At 66.2% G+C, this 23,397-nt stretch carries 9 protein-coding genes; 4 read left to right on the forward strand and 5 right to left on the reverse strand.

Annotated elements, in window-relative coordinates:
- Positions 1-45 precede the first annotated feature (45 nt).
- From QZ847_RS12185 to QZ847_RS12195, 3 genes are all read right to left on the reverse strand, one after another.
- Complete coding sequence (locus QZ847_RS12185; protein WP_294356826.1) at positions 46-174, reverse strand: hypothetical protein; 129 nt, start codon at positions 172-174, stop codon at positions 46-48.
- Positions 175-200: 26 nt separating this feature from the next.
- Positions 201-10,460: a VCBS domain-containing protein gene (locus QZ847_RS12190; protein ID WP_294356828.1), complete on the reverse strand. Its 10,260-nt coding sequence runs from the start codon at positions 10,458-10,460 to the stop codon at positions 201-203.
- 130 nt (positions 10,461-10,590) lie between these two features.
- Positions 10,591-11,514, reverse strand: a complete 924-nt coding sequence (locus tag QZ847_RS12195) for a helix-turn-helix domain-containing protein (protein ID WP_294356829.1) — start codon at positions 11,512-11,514, stop codon at positions 10,591-10,593.
- 355 nt (positions 11,515-11,869) lie between these two features.
- Between QZ847_RS12195 and QZ847_RS12200 the strand changes: the two genes are divergently transcribed.
- The 3 genes from QZ847_RS12200 to QZ847_RS12210 are packed head-to-tail and all read left to right on the forward strand — an operon-like array spanning position 11,870 to position 15,231.
- Positions 11,870-13,066 carry an MFS transporter gene (locus QZ847_RS12200; protein ID WP_294356831.1) on the forward strand — a complete coding sequence of 399 codons (1,197 nt, stop codon included), beginning with the start codon at positions 11,870-11,872 and terminating at the stop codon, positions 13,064-13,066.
- Positions 13,063-14,037 carry a helix-turn-helix domain-containing protein gene (locus QZ847_RS12205; RefSeq protein WP_294356832.1) on the forward strand — a complete coding sequence of 325 codons (975 nt, stop codon included), beginning with the start codon at positions 13,063-13,065 and terminating at the stop codon, positions 14,035-14,037. Before QZ847_RS12200 ends, QZ847_RS12205 begins: the two co-directional genes overlap by 4 nt.
- Before the next feature lie 12 nt (positions 14,038-14,049).
- A complete protein-coding gene (locus tag QZ847_RS12210; RefSeq protein WP_294356834.1) occupies positions 14,050-15,231 on the forward strand; it encodes a nucleotidyltransferase family protein in 1,182 nt (393 codons plus the stop codon).
- A gap of 73 nt (positions 15,232-15,304) precedes the next feature.
- Here QZ847_RS12210 and QZ847_RS12215 read toward each other — a convergent pair whose 3' ends face one another.
- Together QZ847_RS12215 and QZ847_RS12220 are read right to left on the reverse strand one after the other, a co-directional pair.
- Positions 15,305-15,430 carry a hypothetical protein gene (locus QZ847_RS12215; protein ID WP_294356836.1) on the reverse strand — a complete coding sequence of 42 codons (126 nt, stop codon included), beginning with the start codon at positions 15,428-15,430 and terminating at the stop codon, positions 15,305-15,307.
- Positions 15,431-15,457: 27 nt separating this feature from the next.
- Positions 15,458-22,744 carry a M10 family metallopeptidase C-terminal domain-containing protein gene (locus QZ847_RS12220; protein ID WP_294356838.1) on the reverse strand — a complete coding sequence of 2,429 codons (7,287 nt, stop codon included), beginning with the start codon at positions 22,742-22,744 and terminating at the stop codon, positions 15,458-15,460.
- A gap of 359 nt (positions 22,745-23,103) precedes the next feature.
- Between QZ847_RS12220 and QZ847_RS12225 the strand changes: the two genes are divergently transcribed.
- Complete coding sequence (locus QZ847_RS12225; protein WP_294356840.1) at positions 23,104-23,397, forward strand: hypothetical protein; 294 nt, start codon at positions 23,104-23,106, stop codon at positions 23,395-23,397.

Here is a 23,397-nt window from a genome sequence, read left to right on the forward strand (position 1 = left end):
CGGAAGTGTTTCCGTGCCGGCCCTGCTTGTGGTTTGGTGCGGTGATCAGGAGGTCGTGAAGCTGCCGTCGCCGGTCTGGCGGGTGCCGACCTCGGCCTGGCCAGCTGCGATCTTCTCGACCGCGGGGCGGACCCAAGGCTTGCGGGCGGGTGCGGCAGTGATGGTCTTGGTCATGTGTATTTCCCTTCTGTTTGTTCGGGTCAGGCGATGATCGTCTGATGGTGGTCGAGCGGTGCTGCTGCCTCGAGCGGCGTGACGACGCCGGTGTTGCCGCCTCCGAATGCTTCGATCGAAACCGGCGCACCCGGGTCGGTGCGGATCACGAGGTCGGAGCCTGCCTGGTAGCCGTCGACACCATCGGTGTTGATGACCAGGAACGTCTGCCCTGCGTAATCACCCGAGCTCGCGGTGAAGAACACGCCGTTCGTGCCCGTCAGCGTCGTACCAATTGCCTGTGACAGATCGGCGTCGAAGCTGTTCTGCGACAGCTGGCCGCCGCTCTGGTCGGTGAAGCTGGCGTAGGTCTGGCCGTTCACCTGGATCGTGTCGCTCGCGCGATCGAAGTCGAGGATCGTGTCGAACCCGGTGCTCGCCGAGTCAGCGGCACCATTGAACACGAACGTGTCGTTGCCGGCACCACCCGTCATCGTGTCGTGGCCGAGACCGCCGAAGATGATGTCGTTGCCGGCACCCCCGGTCAACGTGTCGTTGCCCGAGCCCGACAGGATGCGCAGGTTGCCGTTCGTCTCCGCACTGCCATCGATCGTGAGATCGGCGAGTACCGGCCCCACCTGATCCTGGAAGCTCGTCACCGCGGTGATCGTCTTGGTCTCGCCGGCTGCCACCCAGCTGTCGTCGACCGTGATCGCGCCGTAGCTGTTGATCGTGCCGTTAGGCCCGCGCAGGAGCGCCACCACCTCGACGTCGACGCGCGCGTCGAGCGTCAGGTTGCTCGAGAAGCCGTCGAAGCCGATCTGGTCGACACCGCCGCCACCGACCACCGTGTCGCTCGCCCCGAACCGGTCGGGTCCGAAGAAGAACGCGTCGCTGTTCGCGCCACCCGTCAGCGTGTCGATACCCTGCCCGCCGAAGAACAGGAACGAGCCATCGGTTTCAGCCGACCCGTTGAAGGTCAGGCTGTCGCCGCTGTCCAGGCCGCCACCGAACACGGTGAACACCTGCCCTGCGACCACTGCGCCGTCGTCGGTGGTGATGTCGTAATTGCCACCCTCCAGCACCGCCAGCACCTCGACGTTGGTGAGCGTGCCGGCTTCCAGCACCAGCGCGTTCGCGCCGGTGTAGTTGCCCTGCAGCGCGACCTGGTCGTTGTTGCCAGCACCCGCGTCGATCCGGTCCGCACCCGTCAACGCCGCGCCGGCGTAGATCGCGTCGTTGCCCGCACCCGTCGCGAGCGTCACCGCTCCCGTCTTCGCCGACAGGTCGAACGTGTCGGCACCGGCATTGCCCAGCGTCAGCACCACGCCGTCGGCGAAGCGATAATGCTCGACGTTGGTGAAGGTGCTCGTCTCGCCGCCCGCATTGCGCGCGATCGTGACCGACCCGGCTCCCTGCGTCACCGTATAGTCGTTGTAGTTACCACGCAGCACGCCGGTGTCGTCACCCGCACCGCCGTCGACGGTGTTGGTGCCCGCACCGACCGCCAGCACGTTGCTGCCGGCAGTACCGGTCAGCGTGCGCCCGCCTGCGTTCAGCACCAGCGTGGTGCCGTCGACGAAGCGGTAGTTTTCGACATTCGAGAAGGTTGTCTGCTCGCTGCCGTCGGTGCTGGTGAAGCGCGCGGTCGTCGCGGTGAGCGTCTCGATCAGATACTGGTCGCTGGTCAGCTCCAGCACGCCGGTGTCATTACCCGCACCGCCGTCGACGGTGTTGGTGCCGGTGCCGCCCGCGAGCAGGTCGTCTCCCGATCCGCCGTTCAGCACGTCGTCGCCCGCGCCACCGAAGAGCAGGTCGTTGCCTGACCCGCCGTTCAGCGTATCGTCGCCGTCGTTGCCGTTCAGCGTGTCGTCACCCGACCCACCGTTCAGCACGTCGTCGCCCGCCCCACCCGACAGCTGGTCGTTGCCGCCACCGCCGTTGATCGTGTCGTCGCCCGTACCGCCATTGATGAGGTCGCCGAACGAAGTGCCGGTGATGATGTCGTCACCGTCGGTCGCCTGCGCCTGCGCGCCGGTCTCCTCCGATCCGTTGATCGTGTAGGTCACGTTCTGCGTTGTCGAGGCACCGAGCTGGTCGGTCACCGTCACGGTGAAGGTCGCTGTGATGCTCTGACCGGCATCGAGGTAATCGGGCGATGGCAGATTGAACGTATATTCGCCCGTCTCGCTGTTCACCGTGAAGGCCGCGGCGACCGCCGCCTGCTGGTCCGCGGTCAGCGTCCGCCCGCTCGCCGTCACGCTCGACGCGGTGCGCGCGAACGTGTCGGTGTCGCCGACGTCGTCCGTCACCGCGACCCGGCCGGTCAGCGCAATCGCGCTGTCGGTTTCGGTGACGGTCTGCGTGTAAGGTCCCGCCTCTGCCGACGGTATCGCCGGATTGGTCAGCGACACCTGCAGCGTGTAGATCGAGCCGGCAGGTGCCGGATTGCCGACTCCTCCGAAAGCAACTGCCACAGGGAAGCTATATCGATCGATCGCGACGGTATAGGTGCCGGCGGCCAGCGTTGCCGTCAGGAAGCTGTTTACGCTGTTTTCGTCCGCGCCGTTGCCAAGGCTGCTGTCGTCATTCCCGTCAACCTGGTTCCCCGCGGCGTCGTAGATTGCCACCGTGGTGTCAAAGTCTGCACCATCGACGTCGAGCGTCACCGTGCCGCCACCTGCACCGACCGTGAAGGTGTAATAGTCGATCACGCCTTCGCTGGTCGTGCCCTGGATCGAGACGTGCGGCACCGTGGTCGCGTTGCCGACATCCGGGTTGGCGGCATAGCCGAACAGGCCGTCGAGGCTGGTCGCGGTCGCGAAGCTGCCGTTGGCGGACGTCGTGTCGACCAGCACCGCCGGACCCGGCTGCACCACCACCGGCGCGTCGTTGACGCCGTTGATCGTCACCGTGACCTGCTGCTCGGTACCATCGGCGGTCAGCGCGGTGAACGTGTCGGTGCGCGTGTCGCCCTGACCGATCTCCTGGATGCTGCGCTGATTGTTGTCGGCGGTGTAGGTGTAGGTCCCGTCAGTGTTCAGCACGAACGTGCCGTACTGGCCGGTCGCGGTCTGCGCCTGGTAGCTCGACTGGTTCGTGTCGGCGTCGGTTACGGTCAGCGTGCCGGTCGCGACCAGGTTGGTCGTGCCCGTCGCCACCGCATCCTCGGTCACGAATGCCTCGGTGTTGCCGCCCGTCACGGGCGCGTCGTTGACACCGTTCAGCGTGATCGTGAACGTGCCCGTGCCGGTCGCATTGTCTGTGCCCGAGCCGTCGGTCGCCGAGATCGTGTAGGTGAGCACCAGCGTGCCGGTCAGCGCGTTCACCGCCGCGTCGTTGGGCGTGAAGGTGTACGAACCGTCGGTGTTGACGACCAGATCGCCGTAGGCGTCGTTCCGCGTATTTTCCTCCGCCGAGCCAGCGCGCGCGAAGGTGAAGCTCTGGTCGCTGAAATCGGCGTCGGACACCGTGCCGACCGGCTGGACCTGCGACGTGCCCTCGACCTGTGCCAGCGGCAGGAAGGTGAAGGCGCTGTTGGTGTTGCTGATCTGACCGCTGAACGCGGTGAATGTGTCGATCTCGCTCGTGTCGTTATAGGTCACGAGGTCGCCGCCCGTCAGCACCGGCGTGTCGTTGGTGCCGTTGATCGTCACCGTAACGATGTTCGAGCCGGTGTTGTCGGCCGATCTGACCTCGAACTCCTCGGTGTACGTCTCGCCCGCGCCGAAGAATTGCACGGCCTCGTTGTCGACGGTGTAGGTCCAGTTGCCCGCAGCATCGATCGTGAAGCGGCCGAATTCACCGTCGGTCTCGGTCTGCGGCTGGATCGTCGCCTCGTTGGTGTCAACGTCCGACACGGTCACGGTGCCACTGGTCGTCAGCGTCGCCGGGGCGTTGTCGGTTGCCGGCGTGACGTTCACGTCTTCGGTGACGCTGCCGCTCAGCTGCCCGCCGATCGTCGCATTGTCGTTCGCGCCGGTCACGTTGATCGTGAAGTCGGCCTGCGACGTCGAGCCCGCATTGTCGCTCACCTGAACCGTGTAGGTGAGCGTCCGCTGCTCCCCCTCGGGCAAAGCGTTGATCGCGGCGCTGTTGGGGGTGAAGGTGTAGGTGCCGTCGCTCGCCAGCGCGAACGTGCCGTAGGTCGCATCGGGGGTCCCGACGACCGTGTAGCTGTAGGTGTCGCTGTTATCCACGTCGGTCAGCTGACCGACGCCGTTCGCGCCACTCGTGTGATCGTTGTCGATCCGCCCGCTGATGGCCGTGAACGTGTCGGTCGCAGCCGTGTCGGTAATCGCTCCGATCTGTCCACCCGTCAGCGTCACATTGTCGTTGGTGCCCGTGATCGTCACCGTCACCACCTGACTCGCCGTGCCGTCGCTCGACACCGCGGTGAAGCTGTCGGTGATCGTCTTGCCCGCGCTCAGCTGCTGGATCGCGGTCTGGCTGTTGTCCGCGCTGTAGCTCCAGTTGCCATTCGCATCGAGCGAGAAGCTGCCGTAGCCGTTCGTGCCCGCGGTGCCCGTCTGCATACGGAACACCGCCTCGCCGGTGTCGGCGTCGGTGACGGACAGCTGCCCCGTCGTTGTCAGCGTCGCGGCCGCATCCTCGGTCACGCCACCGGTCGCGGTGCCCGTGATCGTCGCCGCCTCGTTCGCGCCCGTCACCGTGAAGGTGAGCGTGGCGGGCGCGGAGTCACCCACGTCGCCGTCATCGGCACGGTAGGTGAACACGTCCTGTGCGGTTGCCCCGCCGTTCAGCGCGGTCGTGGCAGCCGTGTTCGCGACATAGCTATAGCTACCGTCGGCATTGAGCGTCAGCGTGCCGTAGATGCCGGTCACCGCCTGGCCAACCGCGCCAACAGTGTCGCCGAACGACACCGCCGCGACAACCTTCTGGTCCGCTCCGCCCTGGTCAAGGTTGACGTCGTTTGCCAACACGCCGGTCGCAGCCGTCGCGGTCAACGTCGCCGGGGTGGAACCCGCCGTGGTGGTTGAGGTCGCAGTGACCACCGCCACGTCGTCGCGGCTCGCAACCAGCGCATTGCCGTCCTGCACGGTGACCGTGAACACGTCGTCGCCGTTGACGAAGCTCACGCGCTCGATGTTGCTCAGCCGGTCGGTGCCGAGGCCACCACCCGGCGTGATGCGCAGTTCGTCGCCCAGCTGCACCGCGATGCCGTCGGCCGCAGCCACGCCGCGGTAGACCGCGGTGTCGGTGCCCGCACCGCCGTCGATCTGGTCGTTGCCTGCACCGCCCTCGACAACATTGTCGCCCGCGTCACCGATGAACTGGTCGTTGCCCGACCCCAGAATGACGTTCTCGAAGCCCGAAACCTGGTCGACGCCGCCCTGCGCGCCCGCATTCACCTGACCCTCGGCGAGGTTCACCTGCACGATGTTGGTGATGTCGCCGTAGTAGAGCGTATCGTTGCCCGTTCCACCGATCAGCACGTCGTTGCCCGCACCGCCAGACACGAAGTCGTTGCCCGCGCCCGCGTCGATCGTGTTCGCGCCCGCGTTGCCGACGATGATGTCGTCGCCCGCGCCTGACGTCACGTTCTCGATGCTGCGCAGCGCGTCGACGCCGATCGCACCGCCGTAGGCGTAGCCGACCGGCGTGTTCGTCGGCAGGTCGTTGCGCGTCAGGATCGCCTGCAACCGCGCGCCGATGTCGCTCGGCGCACCCGCCGGGAACATCGCGCCCGCACCCTGGCTACGATCCGCCTCGATCAGGTTGATGACGAGGTTCGCGCCCGTTCCTTGCGAGGTGTAGGTGACCGTGTCGGTGCCCTGACCGCCGTCGTAGAAGTCGTCGCCTTCGCCCGCACCGCCGACGATCGTGTCGTTGCCGTCGCCGCCCGACACGTCGTCGTTGCCCGCGCCCGTCTCGATGAAGTCGTTGCCCGTGCCACCGGTGACGCGGTCATTGCCGCGATCGGTGATGATTCGGTCGTCGCCCGCACCGCCGTCGACCACGTAGCTCGCCGTGCCGAGACCGGTGAACTGATCGTTCCCCGTACCCGTCGCGATGATGCGCGTGTCGCCCGTGTTGTTGTCGGTCACCGTGAACGTGTCGTTGTTGTCCTCGCCCGTCACCGTGATCGTCACGGTTGCGGTGCTGCCACCGTTCAGCGTGTAGGTGAACGTGTCGATCGCATGCGTCTGATCGAACGGCGCGCCCGAGTCAGGCCCCGCCAGACGCTGGAACGCGTCGTTGGGATTGTAGGCATAGGTGCCGTCGCTGTTGAGCGTCAGCAGCGCGCCCGAGGCAAGCGTGATCTGCTGCCCGACGTTCGCCGCCACCCCGTTGACCGCGGCAACCGTCCTCGCTCCGGCGTCAACGTCGGTGTCGTTACCCAGCACGTTGCCGCTGGTCGTGCCCGTCTCCAGCACCGCACCCGTATCCGCAACCGCCACCGGCGCGTCATCGACCGGGGTCACCGTGATCGTCGCTGCGGTCACCGCCGTACCGCCGTCGCCGTCAGTCAGCGTGTAGCTGAGCGTGCGCGTCGCAGCCGACGGGTTCTCCGACGCATTGGCATAGGCGACCGCGTCCGTCACCTGCTGCACCAGCCCCGGCGTCGCGTTCGTGTTGAAGCTGATCACCAGCGCCGCACCGTTCGTGCCACCAGTGTAGGTGCCGATCTGCGCGGTCGGGTTGAACGACGGAACAAACGTGCCGTTCTCGAACACGAGAACCTGCTGTCCGGTCAGGATCACGCCGCCCGACGCCTGCAGCGTCGACGACGACAGCAGCGACAGCTGGTCCTCGCCCGCACTCCCCGCGGTGAACGCCACCGTCAGCGTGCCACCGTCGAAGTTCGCCGAGTCCACGTCGGTCACGGTCGCCCCCGGCGCAATCGCCGTCGCCACCTGGTTCTCGGTATACGCCAGCGCAGCCGAGGTGCCCGCACCCGCACCGTTCAGGTCAACCACCGGCGCGTCGTTCACCGCTGTCACCGTGATCGTCAGCGTGTTGGGCGTCTGGTCGGTGTTCTGCCCGCCGTTCGACGTGCCGCCATTGTCCTGCACGCGGAAGCTGAGCGTGACGTCGCGCGTCGTGTTGGTGTCGGCGGGCGTGAACACCAGCCGGTTCGCGGCGATGTCGGCTGCGGAGACGAACTGGCCCGCCACCACTGCGTTCTGGCCGAGCGTCAGCGTGCCCGTCGTCGGCACCGTGTCGATGAAGGCGCCGTTGAAGCTGTTTGCCGGGCTGTCGTCCAGGTCGGAGAAGCCGAAGTTGGCGGTCGTCACGGTGATCGCGGCATTCTCGGGCGTCGTGATGGTCGAGTTGGTGCCCGACGGCGCGTCGTTTACCGACGCCAAAGTCAGCCCGAACGAGCCGATCGCCGACAGGTCGCTGCCGCCGTTCGCGGTGCCGCCATTGTCGCGCACCTGGTACCCGAAATCGGTCTGCCCATGAACGTTGGAGTTGGGGATGAAGACGAAGTCCCCGGCGTTGATCTGAGCGCGCGTGATCTCCGTATTGGCATCCACCCGGAAGAAAAAGTCGCCCGACTTCAGCGCCAGGGTGCCCAGGCCTGCGCCCGGCAACGAGGTGATCCGCACCGCAGCCAGGCTATTGCCCTCGACATCGCTGAAGCCGAAGTCGCTGGCGTTGAAGACGCGAGTGGTGTCTTCCAGTGCAACGGCGAAGTTGGGCATCGACGGCAGCACCGGCGCGTCATTGACCGAAGCGATCGCGATCGTGGCGGTCTGCGTCGCGGTCAGCGCGCCGCCCTGGCCGGTGTTACCCAGGTCGTTGACCGACACGCTCAGCGTGGTGGAGGCGGGCGGCGCGTCGCTGGTGGGGGTGTAGGAGATTGAGCTGGTGCTCGCCGCGCCGGTGCCGAGAAACGCATTGAGCTGCGCCACCGTGCCACTGAACGTCGCCGAATATAGGTCGGTGCCGAACTGGTTCGAACCCGTCAGGGTGACGCCGCTGTTGCCGACGTCGAACACCAAGGCACCCGAGCCCTGCGCGACCGAGATGGTGGCGCTGACCACGCTGTTGCCTGCATCGACGTCGGCGACGGTGATGTGGCCCTTCAGATTGTCTGCCATCTGCTCGGTCGCGCCGGTCAGGCCCGCTATCGTCACCGTAGGCGCGTCGTTCACCGCAGTGACCTGTACAGTCGACGATGCGGCCGTGCTGTTGAGCGAGCCGTCGTTGACCGTGAAGTTGATCGTGCGGTCCTGCGTGCCCGGATTCTCGCTGGTGGTCGAATAGGTAATGCTGCGCAGCGCCGCCTGATAGGCGTCGATACTGGCGGTGCCGCTCAACGTCAGCACGCCGGTCGCGGTGTTGTACGAACCCGTAATGCCGTTCTGATTGATGAAGTTCAGCTGGTCGCCGGCCGAGAAATTGCCATTGATCGCGACCTGCGCGCCCGCCAACGTCGTGTTATCGACATCCGACAACGCGATCGCACCATTGACCACGGTCGCCGCGCCACCCTCGGTATGCGCAATTGTATTGCCGCCACCCGTCGCGACCGGCGCGTCGTTGATCGCGGTAATGTTGATGAACTTGGTGGCGCTGGCGGACAGCTCGCCGCCATCGCCGGAGGTGCCGCCGTCGTTGGTGGTCATCGTAATCCGCGCCGAGCCGTTCAGGTTCGCGGTCGGCGTGAACGCGATGCTGTCGTCGATCACCGCGTTGATCTGCGCCAGCGTGCCGGTCAGCACGATCGTCGACGTACCGCCCGAGTTGGTGACGGTGTAGCTCGCGCCGCCCGAGGCGATGGCGAAGTTCTGCGGCTCGCTCACGGTCAACGTGCCCGCAGTGGTCGACAGCGTCGTCGTGTAGGTCGAGGCGCCGTTGTTATCCGGGTCGACGATCGACAGGCCGGTGATGATCGTCGACCCTGCGTCCTCGTTGATCGTCTGCGTAGCGCCCGTGGTGTTGACCGGCGCGTCGTTGATCGCGGTGACCTCCACGATCGAGGTCGCGACATTGCTGTCGGCCTGACCGTCGTTGACGGTGAAGCTGATCGTGCGGTCCTGCGTCGACGGGTTGTCGCTGCGGGTGAAATAGAAGACGCTGCGCAGCGCCGCCTGATAGGCGTCGACGCTGGCGGTGCCACTCAGCGTCAGCACGCCGTTGCTGTACGTGGCCGAGAGGCCGTTCGGGTATGCAATATCCAGCTGGTCGCCGTCCGAGAAATTGTCGATCGCGACGCGCGCACCCGTCAACGTCGTGTTGTCGATGTCCGACAGCGTGATCGCGCCGTTGACTTCGACCCCATCGCCTTCGGTAACGGAAACCGTGTTGCCGCCACCGCCGAGCACGGGGGCCTGCGCCTGGTAGATGATGGCTGTGGCGTCGTTGGTGCGGTCGATGATGTCGACGTCGCCGTCATGGTCGATATCAACGACGTCCATCGTCGTGCGCGTGACCTGCGTGGTGCTGAAGTCGACGCCGGCGAAGGTGGCGGAGTTGTTCGCATTGGCGAAATCGGTGAACGTGCCGTCGCCGTTGTTCTGCTTGTAACCGATACCAACGCCTGCGACGTTGCCGTTCTGATACAGGATGTCGATGTCGCCATCGCTGTCGAAGTCGCCGAAGATCATGCGCGAGTCGTACTGGCCCGTGTCGCCGATCGTGTCGGGACCCGCTGCGAAGCCGTTTGCGCCCTGATAAAGGATGCGGGTGGCGTTGTTGGTGCGATCGATAATGTCGACACGACCGTCGTGGTTGATATCCTCGACGCTCATGGTCGTGCGCGTGACCTGCGTCGTGCTGAGGTCGATGCCTGCGAACGTGGCAGAAGCCTTGGCATCCGCGAAGTCGGTGAAGGTGCCGTTACCGTTGTTCTGCTTGTAGCCGATGCCGGCACCCGCGACGTTGCCGTTCTGGTACAGGATGTCGGTATCGCCGTCATTGTCGAAATCGCCGAAGATCATCCGCGAGTCGTACTGCCCAGTATCACCGATCGTGTCGGGACCCGAGGTGAAACCCGTCGGCGTCTGGTACAGGATGTTCGTGGCGCCGTTGCTGCGATCAACGATATCGGCACGACCGTCGTTGTTAATGTCCTCGACCGACAACACGGTGCGCGAAACTTGCGTTGTGCTGAAATCGACGCCCGCGAACGTGGTCGAGTCGTTCGCATTGGTAAAATCGTTGAAGGTGCCGTCGCCGTTGTTCTGCTTGTAGCCGATGCCGGCACCCGCGACGTTGCCGTTCTGGTACAGGATGTCGATATCGCCATCGCCGTCGAAGTCGCCGAAAATCAGCCGGGAATCGTATGCGCCGATGTCACCGATGGTGTCGTTGCCGCGAATGAACTTGCCCGCCATACATCCCCCATGTGCGGATCATCCGGCCCAGCCGCGATCCGTCGAAAAAAGTCGGAACCTCCCGCACATGCGGAAGTTATAATATGTTGCTTTGTAGCCGATCGGCTCGCCTAGCGCCTTAACTGTGCGTTCATATTCCTTGACTGTGCGTCCCGGATTGCGCGTCCGGTGTCGCGGCCTTTGCGCGCCGAACCGCGCTAGCGGTGGTGCCGAACGCGGCGCGGAATGCGCGTGCGAAATGCGCTTCGCTGGCAAAGCCGAAGGCGAACGCGATCGCGCCGATCCGGCGCTCGTCCGCTGCATCCTCCAACGCAGCCCGCGCGCGTGCCAGCCGGCGTTGCAGGATGAAGCGCGACACCCCGCCGAACCGCTCCATCACGCTGTAGAGCTCGGATCGCGACACGTTGAGCTTGCCCGCCAGCCACGCCGGATCGAGTTCGGGCGAGCCGATGCGATCGTCGACCAATTGCCCGGCGCGGTGGATCAGCCGCGCATCGGGCGCGTCGGGCGCGCCGGCCTTTCCGCCCCCGACCGCAGCGGTCAACAGCGCGACGAACGCCTGCTCCATCGCCGGGGCAGTGTCGGCTGGCAGCAGCGGCAGCGCCTCGCCCAATGTCTCCATGAAACGCGCGAGCATCGTCGCGGCCGGTCCCGCCAGGACGGCACCATGCCATTCGGCCGCATCGCGTGCCGGAAAGGCGGCGCGCGGCAGCGCGATGTTGATCACGTCGCGCCGCTCATGATCGGTGACCGTGAACGGCTGACCATAATCCAAGATCATCACCGTACCTGGCAGGCTGGTCACCACCCGTCCGCCCGCATTTCCCGATGCCGTTCCGCGACGGATGTACTGCACGTTGACCGACCCGTAGCGATCCTCCGCGATCCGCGCCGCGGTACGTGTCGAGCGCCGGGCACTCGCCTCCAGCACCAGCACGCTGAACGTGTTGAGCCGGTATGCGTCCAAGGTCGCCTCGAACGGCTGGAGAAAATCGGTCGCCAGAACGTCGTCGAGCCGCTCGCGATAGGCGCGGCGTGCCTCGTCCTCGTCCATTCCCACAGTGCAGAACCGCGCACGGTGCAGCGCGCCATGTGACGACCGGGCGAGCGGGCGAGCGGTCGGCGCCGCGACCGACGACCGCGACGGTGCTGTCGCCCGTGTCAAACTGATGCTGGTGGATGCGCGATGCGCCGTCTCGGACATGCGCGTAATTTCTCAGGCCGGATCGGCTCCGACAATGCCTAGGCGTCTCAATTTTCCTTCCTATTTCTAATCATTATCCGGCAATTTCCGTTGCTATGGCCGGTGATGCGCCGGCAGATACGAGCCTGTCTTCTTAGCCCATGGGAACAGGTTTCTGCCGTTTCGCTCCTTCCCTGCCGCTAGCCCCGCCGCCACTCCTGCCGTCGTGACCTTGCTGCTGCTCAACATGGCCGCGACGACCGACCGCATAGTGTTCGCCGCGCTGGCCCCTGCGCTGTCCGAGGCGCTGCGGTTGAGCGACCGGCAACTGGCGCTGGTGGTCGGCCCCGCATTCGGCATCGCCTATGCCGCCGCGCTGCCGTTCGCGGGCTGGCTGGTCGACCGGGTCGGCGCGCGGCGCGTGCTGGTCGGCTCGGTGCTGGTGTGGACGCTGGGGTTGGTCATCTCGGCGTTGGCGGGGATGGGAGCAGGCACCGGCGCACGAGCACTGCCGCTCCTGCTGCTCGGCCGCAGCATTACCGGCGTGGGTCAGGCAGCCCTCACCCCCGCCGCCTTTGCGCTGATCCTAGGCAATGCCGCGCCGGCGCATGTCGGGCGCGGCCTGACTCTGTTCACGGGGGCGGGGACGCTCGGGCGCGGGATCGCCTTTCTCGCTGCGGGCGTGCTGCTGGGCGCGTTCAATGGCTTGGGCGGCATGCCATCCTGGTCGGCGACGCTGCTGACGCTGGCGGCGGGCAATATCGTCTTCCTCCTCGTCGGCACGCGGTTCGTCCACGGCGGTGTTCCCAGCAAGCCGGTCGCCTGGTCGATCCTAGCGCGCTGGCTGCGCACGGCGCCGCTCAGGATCGGCACAGCGGTCATCTCGGCGCTCGGCACCGTTGTCATCGCGCAGGGGCTGTCCGCCTGGATCGCGGTGGTGCTGGTGCGCGCGCACATGACCACGCCCGCCAAGGCGGCGCTGCTGATCGGCGCGGTCGGCACGATCGCAAGTCCGGTCGGCCATGTCGCGGGCGGCGCGCTCACCGACAGCGGACGATTGGGTACGGGCGGCATCATGGCGGTGATGCTGCTTTGCGCGCCGCTCACCTGGGCGTTCGTCGTCGCACCCAACCTGCCGATCGCGCTCGTGGTGCTGAGCCTAGCGCTGGTCGCCGCAGGCATCGCCGGTGGGATCGGACTTGTGCGCGTCCAGCGGCTGATCCCGCCCGAGGTGCGCGGCACCGCCAATGGCCTGTTCATGACGCTGGTCGCGCTGGTCGGGATCAGCGGCGGGCCGCTGCTGGTGCCGCTGCTGTCGGCCGATGTTGGTCTGGGGCTAGCGGCGACGGTGTTGCTCGCCACGCTGATCGCGGCGCTCGCCGGGCTGCTGGCTGATCGCGGCACGGTCGTGGTGGCGCGATGAGCGCCGCGGGGTACCGTTTCTCAACCGCAGGCCGACAGTCGCACGATGCGTTCGACCAATATCATTCGATCTTCGCAGCGGGCGCGGAGGCGACGCGCCATGCCGACGCCTTCGAGGCCGAGCTCACCGGTTTCGAATTCACGCGGATGGTGGTGCACAGGCGTCGCCTTGTTGGCGTTCGCCACGTCCGCGATGCGGCGCAGGTTCGCCGCACCGACTTCTCGCACTTCACGCTTACCTTGTGCCTGAGCGGCACGGTAGCCGCGGTCGTCGACGAGAATGAGCGAGTGTTGCTGCCGGGCGAGATCCTGTTGTGCGACATGACCCGGTCGGGCGTGATCCAGATCGACGGCGCGGAGACGATCACCGCCGCTGTCGCACGCGAAGTCGTGGAAGCGGCGGGCGGCGAGCCGCGACGTTTCAACGGCCTGATCCTAGACCGCGCGCGGGCGGCGCCGCTCGCGCGGCACCTCACCGCCCTGACCCATCCCCCATTGCTCGAAACGCCGACCGGGTCACCTGAGGAGGAGGTTGCCGATCGCCTGCGCGACATTCTAGCGGGGCAAGCGACAGCAGCGGCGCAGCGCGCGCGCGCACGCCGCCTGCTCGGCGCGCATCGCATCATCGAGGCGCGGCTGGACGATCCGACGTTCGACGCGAGCGAACTGGCGTCGGCGTTGCGGATGTCGCGCGCGACGCTCTACCGCGTGTTCGAGCCGCTTGGCGGGGTCGCGGCGCATCTGCTCGACCGCCGCCTGACGCGGCTGCGCCGGCTGCTGGCGAATGGACGCGGCAGCGCGCTCGCGCCGCTGGTGGCGCGGGTCGGGCTTGTCAGCGACAGCCACGCGAGCCGCGTCTTTCTCGACCGCTTCGGCGAACGACCCGGTCGCTTTGCGACGCGCAACCGTGAGATAAGCGATGCGCAGCGTGCCGCACAGGCGATGGTGATATGGACCGGGCTGCTGGCCTGATCGGATGATACAATGATCGAAATCAGCTCGGAACTGCGCCTGATCGCCGCCTGCGTGCGGCCGCTCGCCGATGAGCGCCGGTTGGACGCGATCCGTAATGCGGCGAGCGTGCCGTTCGATGCGGAGCTGGTCGTCACGCTCGCGCATCGCCACCGGGTGGAAGGCTTCGTCGAGCAGGGGCTGACAGCAGCCGGCGTCGAGCTTCCGACGCCAGCGACCAGGCGTCTTGCCACCAGCGCCGCAGCCGCGCGCCTGAGAACGCTGCGTAGCGCAGGCGAGGAAGTGCGCGTCGGCCGGGCCTTTGCCGCGGCCGGGATCGACGCGATCTTCATCAAGGGCGCGACCTTGGGCATGCGCGTCCACGGCACAACCGCGCTCAAGACCTCGTGGGACGTTGACGTGCTGGTCGCGCGTGACCGGCTGGACGCCGCGGGAGCGGTTCTGCGTGATCTCGGATATCAGCTCTGGGTGCTGGGCGGGATCGAGGATCCGGTAAAAGTACGCCGCTACCTCGCCGCTAACAAGGAGGCCGAATGGCGTCATGCCGAACGTGACACCGTGGTCGAGCTCCATACCGAGCTGGCCGACAACACCGCTGCGATCCCGACGATCGGATTGGGCTCCCCGCGCGAAACGGTGGAACTGACACCGGGCGGATCGCTCGCTACCCTCGCCACCGCGCCGCTGTTCGCCTACCTCTGCTATCACGGTTCATCGCACCTGTGGGCGCGGCTGAAATGGCTGGCGGATGTCACCGCACTGCTTCGGGACGAGGACATCACGCGGCTCTACAACGAGGCGGTCGCGTTTGGCGCAGGGCTAACGCCCGGTGTTGCGATCCTGCTCGCGCATGAGTTGCTCGGACTGGACGCCCCTGCGCCGCTGCTAGACCGCATTCGATGCGATCCCACGATACAACGGCTGCTGCGCTACTCAATTGCCGCAATCATCGCGGAACAGGATGAGCGTGGACGGCTGGCACGACCGTTTCGCGAACTGTTCGCCTACGCGCGCGCGCAGGCCTGGCTGGTGCCGGGCACGGCGCACCGCCGCAGCTCGATAAGACGTTTCCTGATGCGCCCCTACCTGCCCCATCATCTCGCCGTTCCACGCTGGGCGGTTCCTGGCGTAATCCTGGGCGGGTTGCCAATCCGATTATTGTTGCGCCCACTCCGGTTGCATCGCGAGCGCTAGGCAAGTCTCATCAACGCGCAGGGCCGGCGCGGATGTGATCCGTGCCGGTCCTGGTGGTCGTGTAGGTGTGTGATCAGCTGGTGGTGAAGCTGCCGTCGCCGGTCTGGCGGGTGCCGACCTCGGCCTGACCGGCTGCGATCTTTTCGACGGCCGGGCGGATCCAGGGCTTGCGGGCGGGCGTGGTGGTGGTCTTGGTCATGTGTATTCCCCTTCTGCTTTGTTCGGGTCAGGCGATGATCGTCTGGTGGTGGTCGAGCGGTGCTGCGTCGGCGAGCGGTGCGACGATGCCGCTGTTGCCGCCTCCGAATGCCTCGACGGTGACCGGCGCACCCGGATCGGTGCGGATCACGAGGTCGGAGCCGGCCTGGTAGCCGTCAACACCGTCGGTGTTGACGACCAGGAAGGTCTGTCCTGCGTAATCGCCCGAGCTCGCGGTGAAGAACACGCCGTTCGTGCCCGTCAGCGCCGTACCGACCGCCTGTGACAGATCGGCGTCGAAGCTGCCCTGCGACAGCTGGCCACCGCTCTGGTCGGTGAAGCTGGCATAGGTCTGACCGTTCACCTGGATCGTGTCGCTCGCGCGATCGAAGTCGAGGATCGTGTCGAACCCGATGCTCGCCGAGTCAGCGGCGCCGTTGAACACGAACGTGTCGCGCCCAGCCCTGCCCGTCATCGTGTCGTGGCCCAGACCGCCGAAGATGATGTCGTTGCCGGCACCCCCGATCAGCGTGTCGTTGCCCGAACCCGACAGGATGCGCAGGTTGCCGTTCGTCTCCGCACTGCCGTCGATCGTGAGGTCGGCGAGCACCGGCCCCACCTGATCCTGGAAGCTCGTCACCGCAGTGATCGTCTTGGTCTCGCCGGCATTCACCCAGCTGTCGTCGACCGTGATCGCGCCGTAGGTGTTGATCGTGCCGTTCGGCCCGCGCAGGAGCGCTGCCACCTCGACATCGACGCGCGCATCGAGCGTCAGGGGAGCCGAGAAGCTGTCGAAGCCGATCTGGTCGACCCCTGCGCCACCGACCACCGTGTCGCTCGCCCCGAACCGGTCGGGTCCGAAGAAGAATGCGTCGCTGTTGGCACCGCCCGTCAGCGTGTCGGTACCCGCTCCACCGAAGAACAGGAACGAGCCGTCGGTTTCCGCCGAGCCGTTGAAGGTCAGCGTGTCGCTCGCACCCAGGCCGCCACCGAACACGGTGAACACCTGGCCCGCCGCGACCGTCGCGTCATTCGACACGATGTCGTACTGACCGCCCGCGAGCACCGCCAGCACCTCGACGTTGGTCAGCGTGCCGACCTCGAGCACCAGCCGGTTGGCACCGGTGTAGTTGCCCTGCAGCGCGACCTGGTCGTTGTTGCCCGCGCCCGCATCGATCCGGTCGGCACCGGTCAGTGCCGCACCAGCGTAGATCGCGTCGTTGCCCGCACCCGTCGCCAGCGTCACCGCACCCGTCTTCCCCGACAGGTCGTACGTAGCGGCACCGTTGGCCGATGGGGTCAGCACCACGCCGTCGGCGAAGCGGTAGCGCTCGACGTTGGTGAAGGTCGTCGTCTCGCCGCCCGCGTTGCGCGTGAACGTAACCGCGCTGCCACCTTGCGAGATCGTGTAGTCGGCATAGTTGCCCACCAGCACGCCGGTGTCAGTGCCCGCACCGCCGTCGATGAAATTGGTGCCCAGGCCACCCGCCAGCGTGTCGTCACCCGCCAAACCACGGATGATGTCATCGCCCGCGCCGCCATCGACGATGTTGTCGTTGGCATCGCCGACGAACTGGTCGTCGCCCGCACCCAGAACCGCATTCTCGAAGCCCGACACCTGATCGATGCCGCCCTGTGCGCCTGCGCTCACCTGTCCATCGGTCAGGTTTATCAACACCGCGTCGGTCAGATCGCCGTAGAACAGCGTATCGATACCATCGCCACCGATCAGCACGTCGTTGCCGGCGCCACCCGAAATCGTGTCGTTGCCAGCGCCACCTTCGATCCGGTTTGCGCCTGCATCACCGGTCAGCACGTCGCCGAACGCCGAGCCAACGAGGTTCTCAATCCCGCCAAGCGTGTCGTCGCCCATGCCGGTGGTCTGTGCACCCGCCAGCGCCAAGTTAACGGTCACGCCGACGCCCGCGCCCGAATAGTCGGCAGTATCGATGCCCGCGCCACCCAGCAGCGTGTCGTTGCCGGAACCGCCGACCAGCACGTCGTCGCCGTCACCGCCCGAGAGCGTGTCGTCGCCTGCACCGCCGTCGAGGCGGTTAGCGCCCGCGTCACCGGTCAGCGTGTCGGCGAACGTGGAGCCGATGACATTCTCGACCCCCGTGATCGTGTCGTTGCCGATGCCGGTCGCCTGCGCGCCGGCGATCGAGAGGTCGACCGTCACGCCAACGGTCGCGTCGGCGTAGCTGGCGGTGTCGGTGCCCGCACCGCCAATCAGCGTGTTGTCGCCGCTACCGCCGAGCAGCAGGTCGTCGCCGTTGCCGCCGTCGAGCGTGTCGTTGCCGGCAAGGCCGATCAGCGTGTCGTTGCCGTCGCCACCCGAGAGCACGTCCGCCTTGGATGCGCCGGTCAGTGTCTCGTCCAGCGCGCCCTGACCGGTCAGGTTGAGCGAGCCGATCATGCCGTCGAAATTGTAGGCAGTAAGGCCGCCGGTATAGGCACCCGTCAGCCGCGCGATCGTGACGAAGCCGTTCGTCGTGCCTGCACCGTCGCGGTCGGCCTGGAACAGCAGGTCGGTGCCGTCCTGCAGCAGGCGGAAATGACCGCTGTCGAACATGTCCTGCGTGACGCTGGTCAGCCCGGTGAAGTTGGTGGTGTTGACCCAACTCGTGGCTGCGAATGCACCACCGCTGGTGGTGCGCAGTTCGAACCGGTCGCCCGAATTGCCGACGGTGAAGTCGCGCACCACGGTTGCACGCGCCGTGGTGGTGGCCGCGGCACCGCTGCCGGCGAGCTGGATCGTGTCCTGTCCCGCGCCGGTCGTAATGTCGTAATCGTTGACTCCGGCACCGCCCAGAGTGCTGATGCTGAGCAGGTCGTTGCCAGTGCCGAGGTCAACCACCGCCGCATCGACGCCGGTAAGCACCACCCGGTCATCGCCGCTGCCGGCAGATACCGTGACGTTGTCGAGGAAGCGCGTGCCGCTGCGACCCGGCGCGGCATAGGTCACGCCTGACGACAGGCCGGCCGGATCGGCCGAGTTGCCGTTTGCATCGACGTTGAGCGTCACCGTGCCCGCAAGCAGCTGGATCAGGTCGTTGCCGTCGCCACCATCCATCAGGACGTTGGTCGCGACCGCGGCTGCCGCACGCACCACCGAGATGGTGTCGTTGCCGCCATAGCCGTACAAGGCGTCGGTCTGCCCGGCGGCCGCTGTCGCCGCAACCGCATTGTCAATCAGCAGGTTGAAGTCGTCGCTGCCACGCAGCGTGTCGCCAAAGCCCGACCCGATCAGATATTCGATGCCCGACAGCGTGTCGATGCCGTCCCCTCCAGTATCCTGCGCGCCGGTGATCCGCAGGTCGACGGTGACACCCGCACCGGCAAGTGCATAGGTGGCGGTGTCGAGCCCCTCGCCGCCAATCAGCGTGTCATTGCCAAGTCCGCCCGACAGCGTGTCGTTGCCGTACCAGCCGTTCAGGATGTCGTCGCCGGCGTTGCCGATCAGCTGGTCGGCTCCACCGGTGCCGGTCACCACGTCGGCACCGGTACCGCCGCGGAAGAACACGCGCTCGATGCTGATGAACGCACCGCGCGCGACACCGTCGACCGTGATCGCGCTGTTGCCCGCCAGATTGGACAGGTCGAAGCCGATCGCCGCGGCGCGGTCGGTGTAATAAGCGTAAGCGGTGTCGGTGCCCTCGCCGCCATCATAGGTGTCGTCGCCACCATCGTTGAGGAGCACCGCGCTCAACCCGGCCGCGGTGCCGTTGGCGAGACCGCCGACGAGCAGATCGTCGCCCGCGCCGCCACGCAGGAGGTCGTTACCGAGACCACCGACCAGCTGATCGTTGCCATCGCCGCCTTCCAGCACGTCGTCACCGTCCGCGGTTGCGGCCGTGGCGCTGAACGCGTTGACATAGTCGCCGAAGATCACGTCATTGCCGGCACCGCCGATCAGCGTGTCGGCAAGACCACGGCCGACCAGGAAGTCGGCAGCGACACCGCCGATCAGCCGGTTCTGCGTGTCGTCCCCGCCGGTCAGCGCATTTGCGGCCGTCAGCGAGCCGGTCACATTCTCGATACCCGACAGGATATCGCCACCGGTCGAGGCCGATTGCGCCGTGGTGGTGTTGAGGTTGACCGTCAGCGCCGCGGTGACATTGGTATAGTCAATCGTGTCCGACCCCGCGCCGCCCGTGTAGGTATCGGCGCCACCCCCGTCGAAGAAGGTGTTGTCGTTGCCATCGCCGGTGACGATGTCGTTGCCCAACCCGGTGCGGACGTTCTCGAACCCGGTGATCGTGTCGTTGCCGACGCCGGTGTTCTGCGCAGTCGTGATGTTCAGATCGACCGTGACCGCGGTCGCGCCAGTGAAGGCGACGGTGTCGATCCCAGCACCACCGTTCAGCGTATCGTCGCCAAGCCCGCCCTCAATCACATTGCCGTTATCGTCGCCGGTCAGCACGTCGTTGCCATCACCGCCGCGCAGATTCTCGATCGAGCGCAAGGCCGCGATCTGCAGGCCGTCGACGCTGGCAACGCCGTCGCGCGCGCCGGCGAGCGTCGCGGTGACCCCCGCGGTATAGCCCGCGAAGGATGCGGTGTCCGACCCCGTCCCGCCGTCGAGCAGGTCGACGGTGCCGCCCGCGTTCGCACCGGGATTGAGCACGTCGTTCCCCGCACCTCCGGTCAGCACGTTTTCCGCCGCATCGCCGGTCAGCGTGTCGTTCCCCGCACCGCCGAGCAGGTTCTGGAACCCGCTGAGCGTATCGATGCCCGCCCCGACCGTGTTCTGCGCTTGTCCTTGAAGCGCGAGGCTGACGGTCACGCCGACGCTCGAGCCCGCATAGGACGCGGTATCGTCGCCTGCCCCGCCGACCAGCGTGTCGTTGCCCAGCCCGCCCTCGATCACGTTGGCGTTGGCATCGCCGATCAGCGTGTCGTTAAGCGCCGATCCGATCAGGTTCTCAATCCCCGACAGCGTGTCGGTGCCCGCCGCAACGGTGTCCTGCGCCGCATCCTGCTTGCTCAGGTCGACGGTGACGCCGGTGGCCGAGCCGCCGTTGAACGCGGTGACGTACGAGGCGGTGTCGTTGCCCGCGCCCCCCGTCAGCGTGTCGTTGCCAAGCGTGCCCTGGATGAAGTCGTCACCCGTCCCGCCGTCGGCCACCAAGCTGCTGGTGTTGTTGGGCGTAAACACTGTCGCACCCGCTGCGCCCTGCAGCGAGATGTGGAGCTGGTACGTTTGCCCGGCGAGCATCGGCTGTGCCACCGCGCTGTTGGTGTAGCGCCCGACCCGGATGTAATAGGTACCCGCAGCGGCAAAGGTGTGGACGATGTAGGCGTCGTCATTCACCGTGGTGCCGGGATCGCCGGGGCCGGTGTCGTTGGTGGCGATCAGCTTTCCGGTGGAATCGACTAGCTCGAGGATGCTATCGTCAAGTGTTCCGGCCCCGTCGATGTCGAATATCGCCTGCGCGCCCGCCGCGGTCACGTCGATGCGGTAATATTCGAGCGCACCACCGGCCGCGGTCGCGTTGATCGTCGCGTGCGGGATGGTGGTCGCGTTGGTGATGTTCGCGTTGGCGTCGATGTCGAACGCGCCGGCGGTGTTGACCGCATTCGCGATGCTGTTGTTGTTGGTCGACTGCGCCTTGGTGATGTCGGGCTGCGACGGCGCGGTGTCCGGCGTGACCACGAAGCTGGTGACGATCGTGAACCCGCCACCGATCAGCCGGTCGTTACCCGCACCGCCCGACAGCGTGTCGGCGCCGCCCGTTCCACCGGTCAGCAAATTGTCGAGGCTGTTGCCGGTCAGCGTGTCGTTGCCGCTGGTGCCGACAATGTTCTCGATCGAGCGCAGCGTGTCTGTTTCGCCGTCGTGGTTGACGATCACGTCCGCGCCAGTGTCGTTCAGCGTCACGGAAACGCCGCCCGGGTTGGTGAACACCACCGTGTCGCTGCCGGCACCGCCGTCGAGCACGTTGTTGGCCATGTTGCCGACGAACACGTCGTCGCCGACACCGCCCTTCACATTCTCGATCAGCGAGCGCGTGTCGTTGTTCTGGAGCAACGACATGGCGATATTGCCGGGGGCGAGGTTGGTGAGCCCCTGCGCCGCCAGGTTGTTTGCCAACTGCGATTGATCGAAGGTGGAGAATTCACCCGGACGCAGGTCGACGGTGACCCCGTTGGCGTAATTGCTGACATCAATCGTGTCGTTGCCACCACCATCCCATACGGTGAGATAGATCTTGTTGCCCGCAGGCGCGCCTTGGCCAACGCCGTTGACGAACATCTCGCCTGTCGTCTGGCTGAAGGTATAGACGGTGTCGCCAGAATTGGTGTTGTAATTGGCGCCGTACATGTACTGCATCGCCGCCAGATCATACTGCATGTACGATTGCGGCTGGTTGACCTTGTCGCCGGCGAAGTTGCTGTTGGTGAATGGCGCGGGCGTATAGGTCATCAGCGACCAGGATTGCCCATCGCGATCAGGCGTCAGCGACTGCGTGCCGAAGCGTGGATATGTACCGAAGTAGAACGACAGGTCCGAATTGGTGTAATCTTGGTGCCCGTGCTTCAGCCCGACCGTGTGGCCGATCTCGTGCATCATGGTGGCAAAGCCCCACGTGCCCTTGAACGCGAGATCGTAATACGGCTGGTTGGTGCGCCCGAACCATATGTCACCCGCCGCACCCTGCTTGTCCGAGGGGAAGCCGCCATAGGCGGAGCCGACGCCCTGGCTGGCGGTCTGCGAGATGCGGAAATTGGCGTGAACCGTGTCGGTTTCGGTGATCTCGGTGAAGATCAGCCCTGTCGCGGCCGAAATCTGCGCGAACGCGGCGCGCGCGGCGGCCTGCTGCTGGGTACCGAGATCGAGGTGATAGTCGCCGACGCCGGCGGTGTACGGCGTGGTGCCGTTGTAGTTCGTGCCTGAGGTCGGGAAGCTGTAGGTGAGGTTGTTGGTGCCCCATTTCGACCCAATCAGGATCGCATCGACGTTCCGGCTGCCTGTGAACGAGCGGCTGCCGTCGGGGTTGGTCACCAGCGGCAACAGCGTGCCGATCGGATTGCCCTCAGGGTTCGCGTCGATGATCCCGCCCTTTGGCACGGCCGCGTCACCGCCCGCGCTCAGCCCCTGGCAGAAGGGGCAGTTGCAGCCCTGCACCACGGTCGTGTCGTGGACGAGCTCGGATAGCGGGTCCGAGCTGGGCGATTGACCCATGTCGACCAGGCCGGGGGAACCGACCGCCATGTCGTTGACCGGGGTGGGTGCGTAGTCGGTCTGCGGATCGCGGATGCCGATCACCACGTCGTCGGATGGCGTACCTGCGCCGAGGTCTGAACTGCTCATCGATGAACTCCCCCATGCCGGGCGAACCCTGCGGTCCGCGCACCCTTGAGGGTGTCTGGGCGGACGATGGGTGTCCCGTTAAGATAATGTTACACTAATCACGCAGAATCGTCGGGCGTCAAGCGACATGTGGCTGCGAAAACAATGGAATTGCACAAAGATGTATCGTGAGAAGTAAAATCGTGTTTTCCTTATGTTGGTCACGGATGGAATGATGCGCTGCAACATGGGCGTAATCATGGTGACTGGGGCTGCCGATCAACCTATGCAGCACCTTCATGGAGAGAGTGATGCACCGCATCCTGTTGTGCTGTTGTGTGGCGCTCGCCGCCCCGACCCTCTCGGCAGCGGAGGCCGCCATGGCGGGGAAGCCCATTCATCACGCCGATACGTCCGCGGAGGCGCAGGGGCGTCGCACACTGTCCACCGCTTTTGTTCGTGTTGGACCTGATGGCTATCTGACGATCGAGCTGCACGACGGACGCACGCTGGTGCTGCGGGGCGTGCAGATGCGCACCGCGGATTATTGCGGCGAGCGCGCGGCAGGCGGAAAGCCGTATTGCGGGCGCTATGCCGATGTAGCGGGTGCGCGGCCCGGCGATGGACCAGCTCCCCGCGATCACGCGGCGGAACTAGACCCGGTGGTGCGCTGA

Source organism: uncultured Sphingomonas sp., from assembly GCF_913778135.1.
Lineage (GTDB): Bacteria > Pseudomonadota > Alphaproteobacteria > Sphingomonadales > Sphingomonadaceae > Sphingomonas.

Bases quoted from the DNA above. Each gene is read 5' to 3' on its own strand.
- QZ847_RS12185 (WP_294356826.1), bottom strand. From the start codon at position 174: ATGACCAAGACCATCACTGCCGCACCCGCCCGCAAGCCTTGGGTCCGC.
- QZ847_RS12190 (WP_294356828.1), bottom strand. From the start codon at position 10,460: ATGGCGGGCAAGTTCATTCGCGGCAACGACACCATCGGTGACATCGGC.
- QZ847_RS12195 (WP_294356829.1), bottom strand. From the start codon at position 11,514: ATGGACGAGGACGAGGCACGCCGCGCCTATCGCGAGCGGCTCGACGAC.
- QZ847_RS12205 (WP_294356832.1), top strand. From the start codon at position 13,063: ATGAGCGCCGCGGGGTACCGTTTCTCAACCGCAGGCCGACAGTCGCAC.
- QZ847_RS12210 (WP_294356834.1), top strand. From the start codon at position 14,050: ATGATCGAAATCAGCTCGGAACTGCGCCTGATCGCCGCCTGCGTGCGG.
- QZ847_RS12215 (WP_294356836.1), bottom strand. From the start codon at position 15,430: ATGACCAAGACCACCACCACGCCCGCCCGCAAGCCCTGGATCCGCCCG.
- QZ847_RS12220 (WP_294356838.1), bottom strand. From the start codon at position 22,744: ATGAGCAGTTCAGACCTCGGCGCAGGTACGCCATCCGACGACGTGGTG.
- QZ847_RS12225 (WP_294356840.1), top strand. From the start codon at position 23,104: ATGGCGGGGAAGCCCATTCATCACGCCGATACGTCCGCGGAGGCGCAG.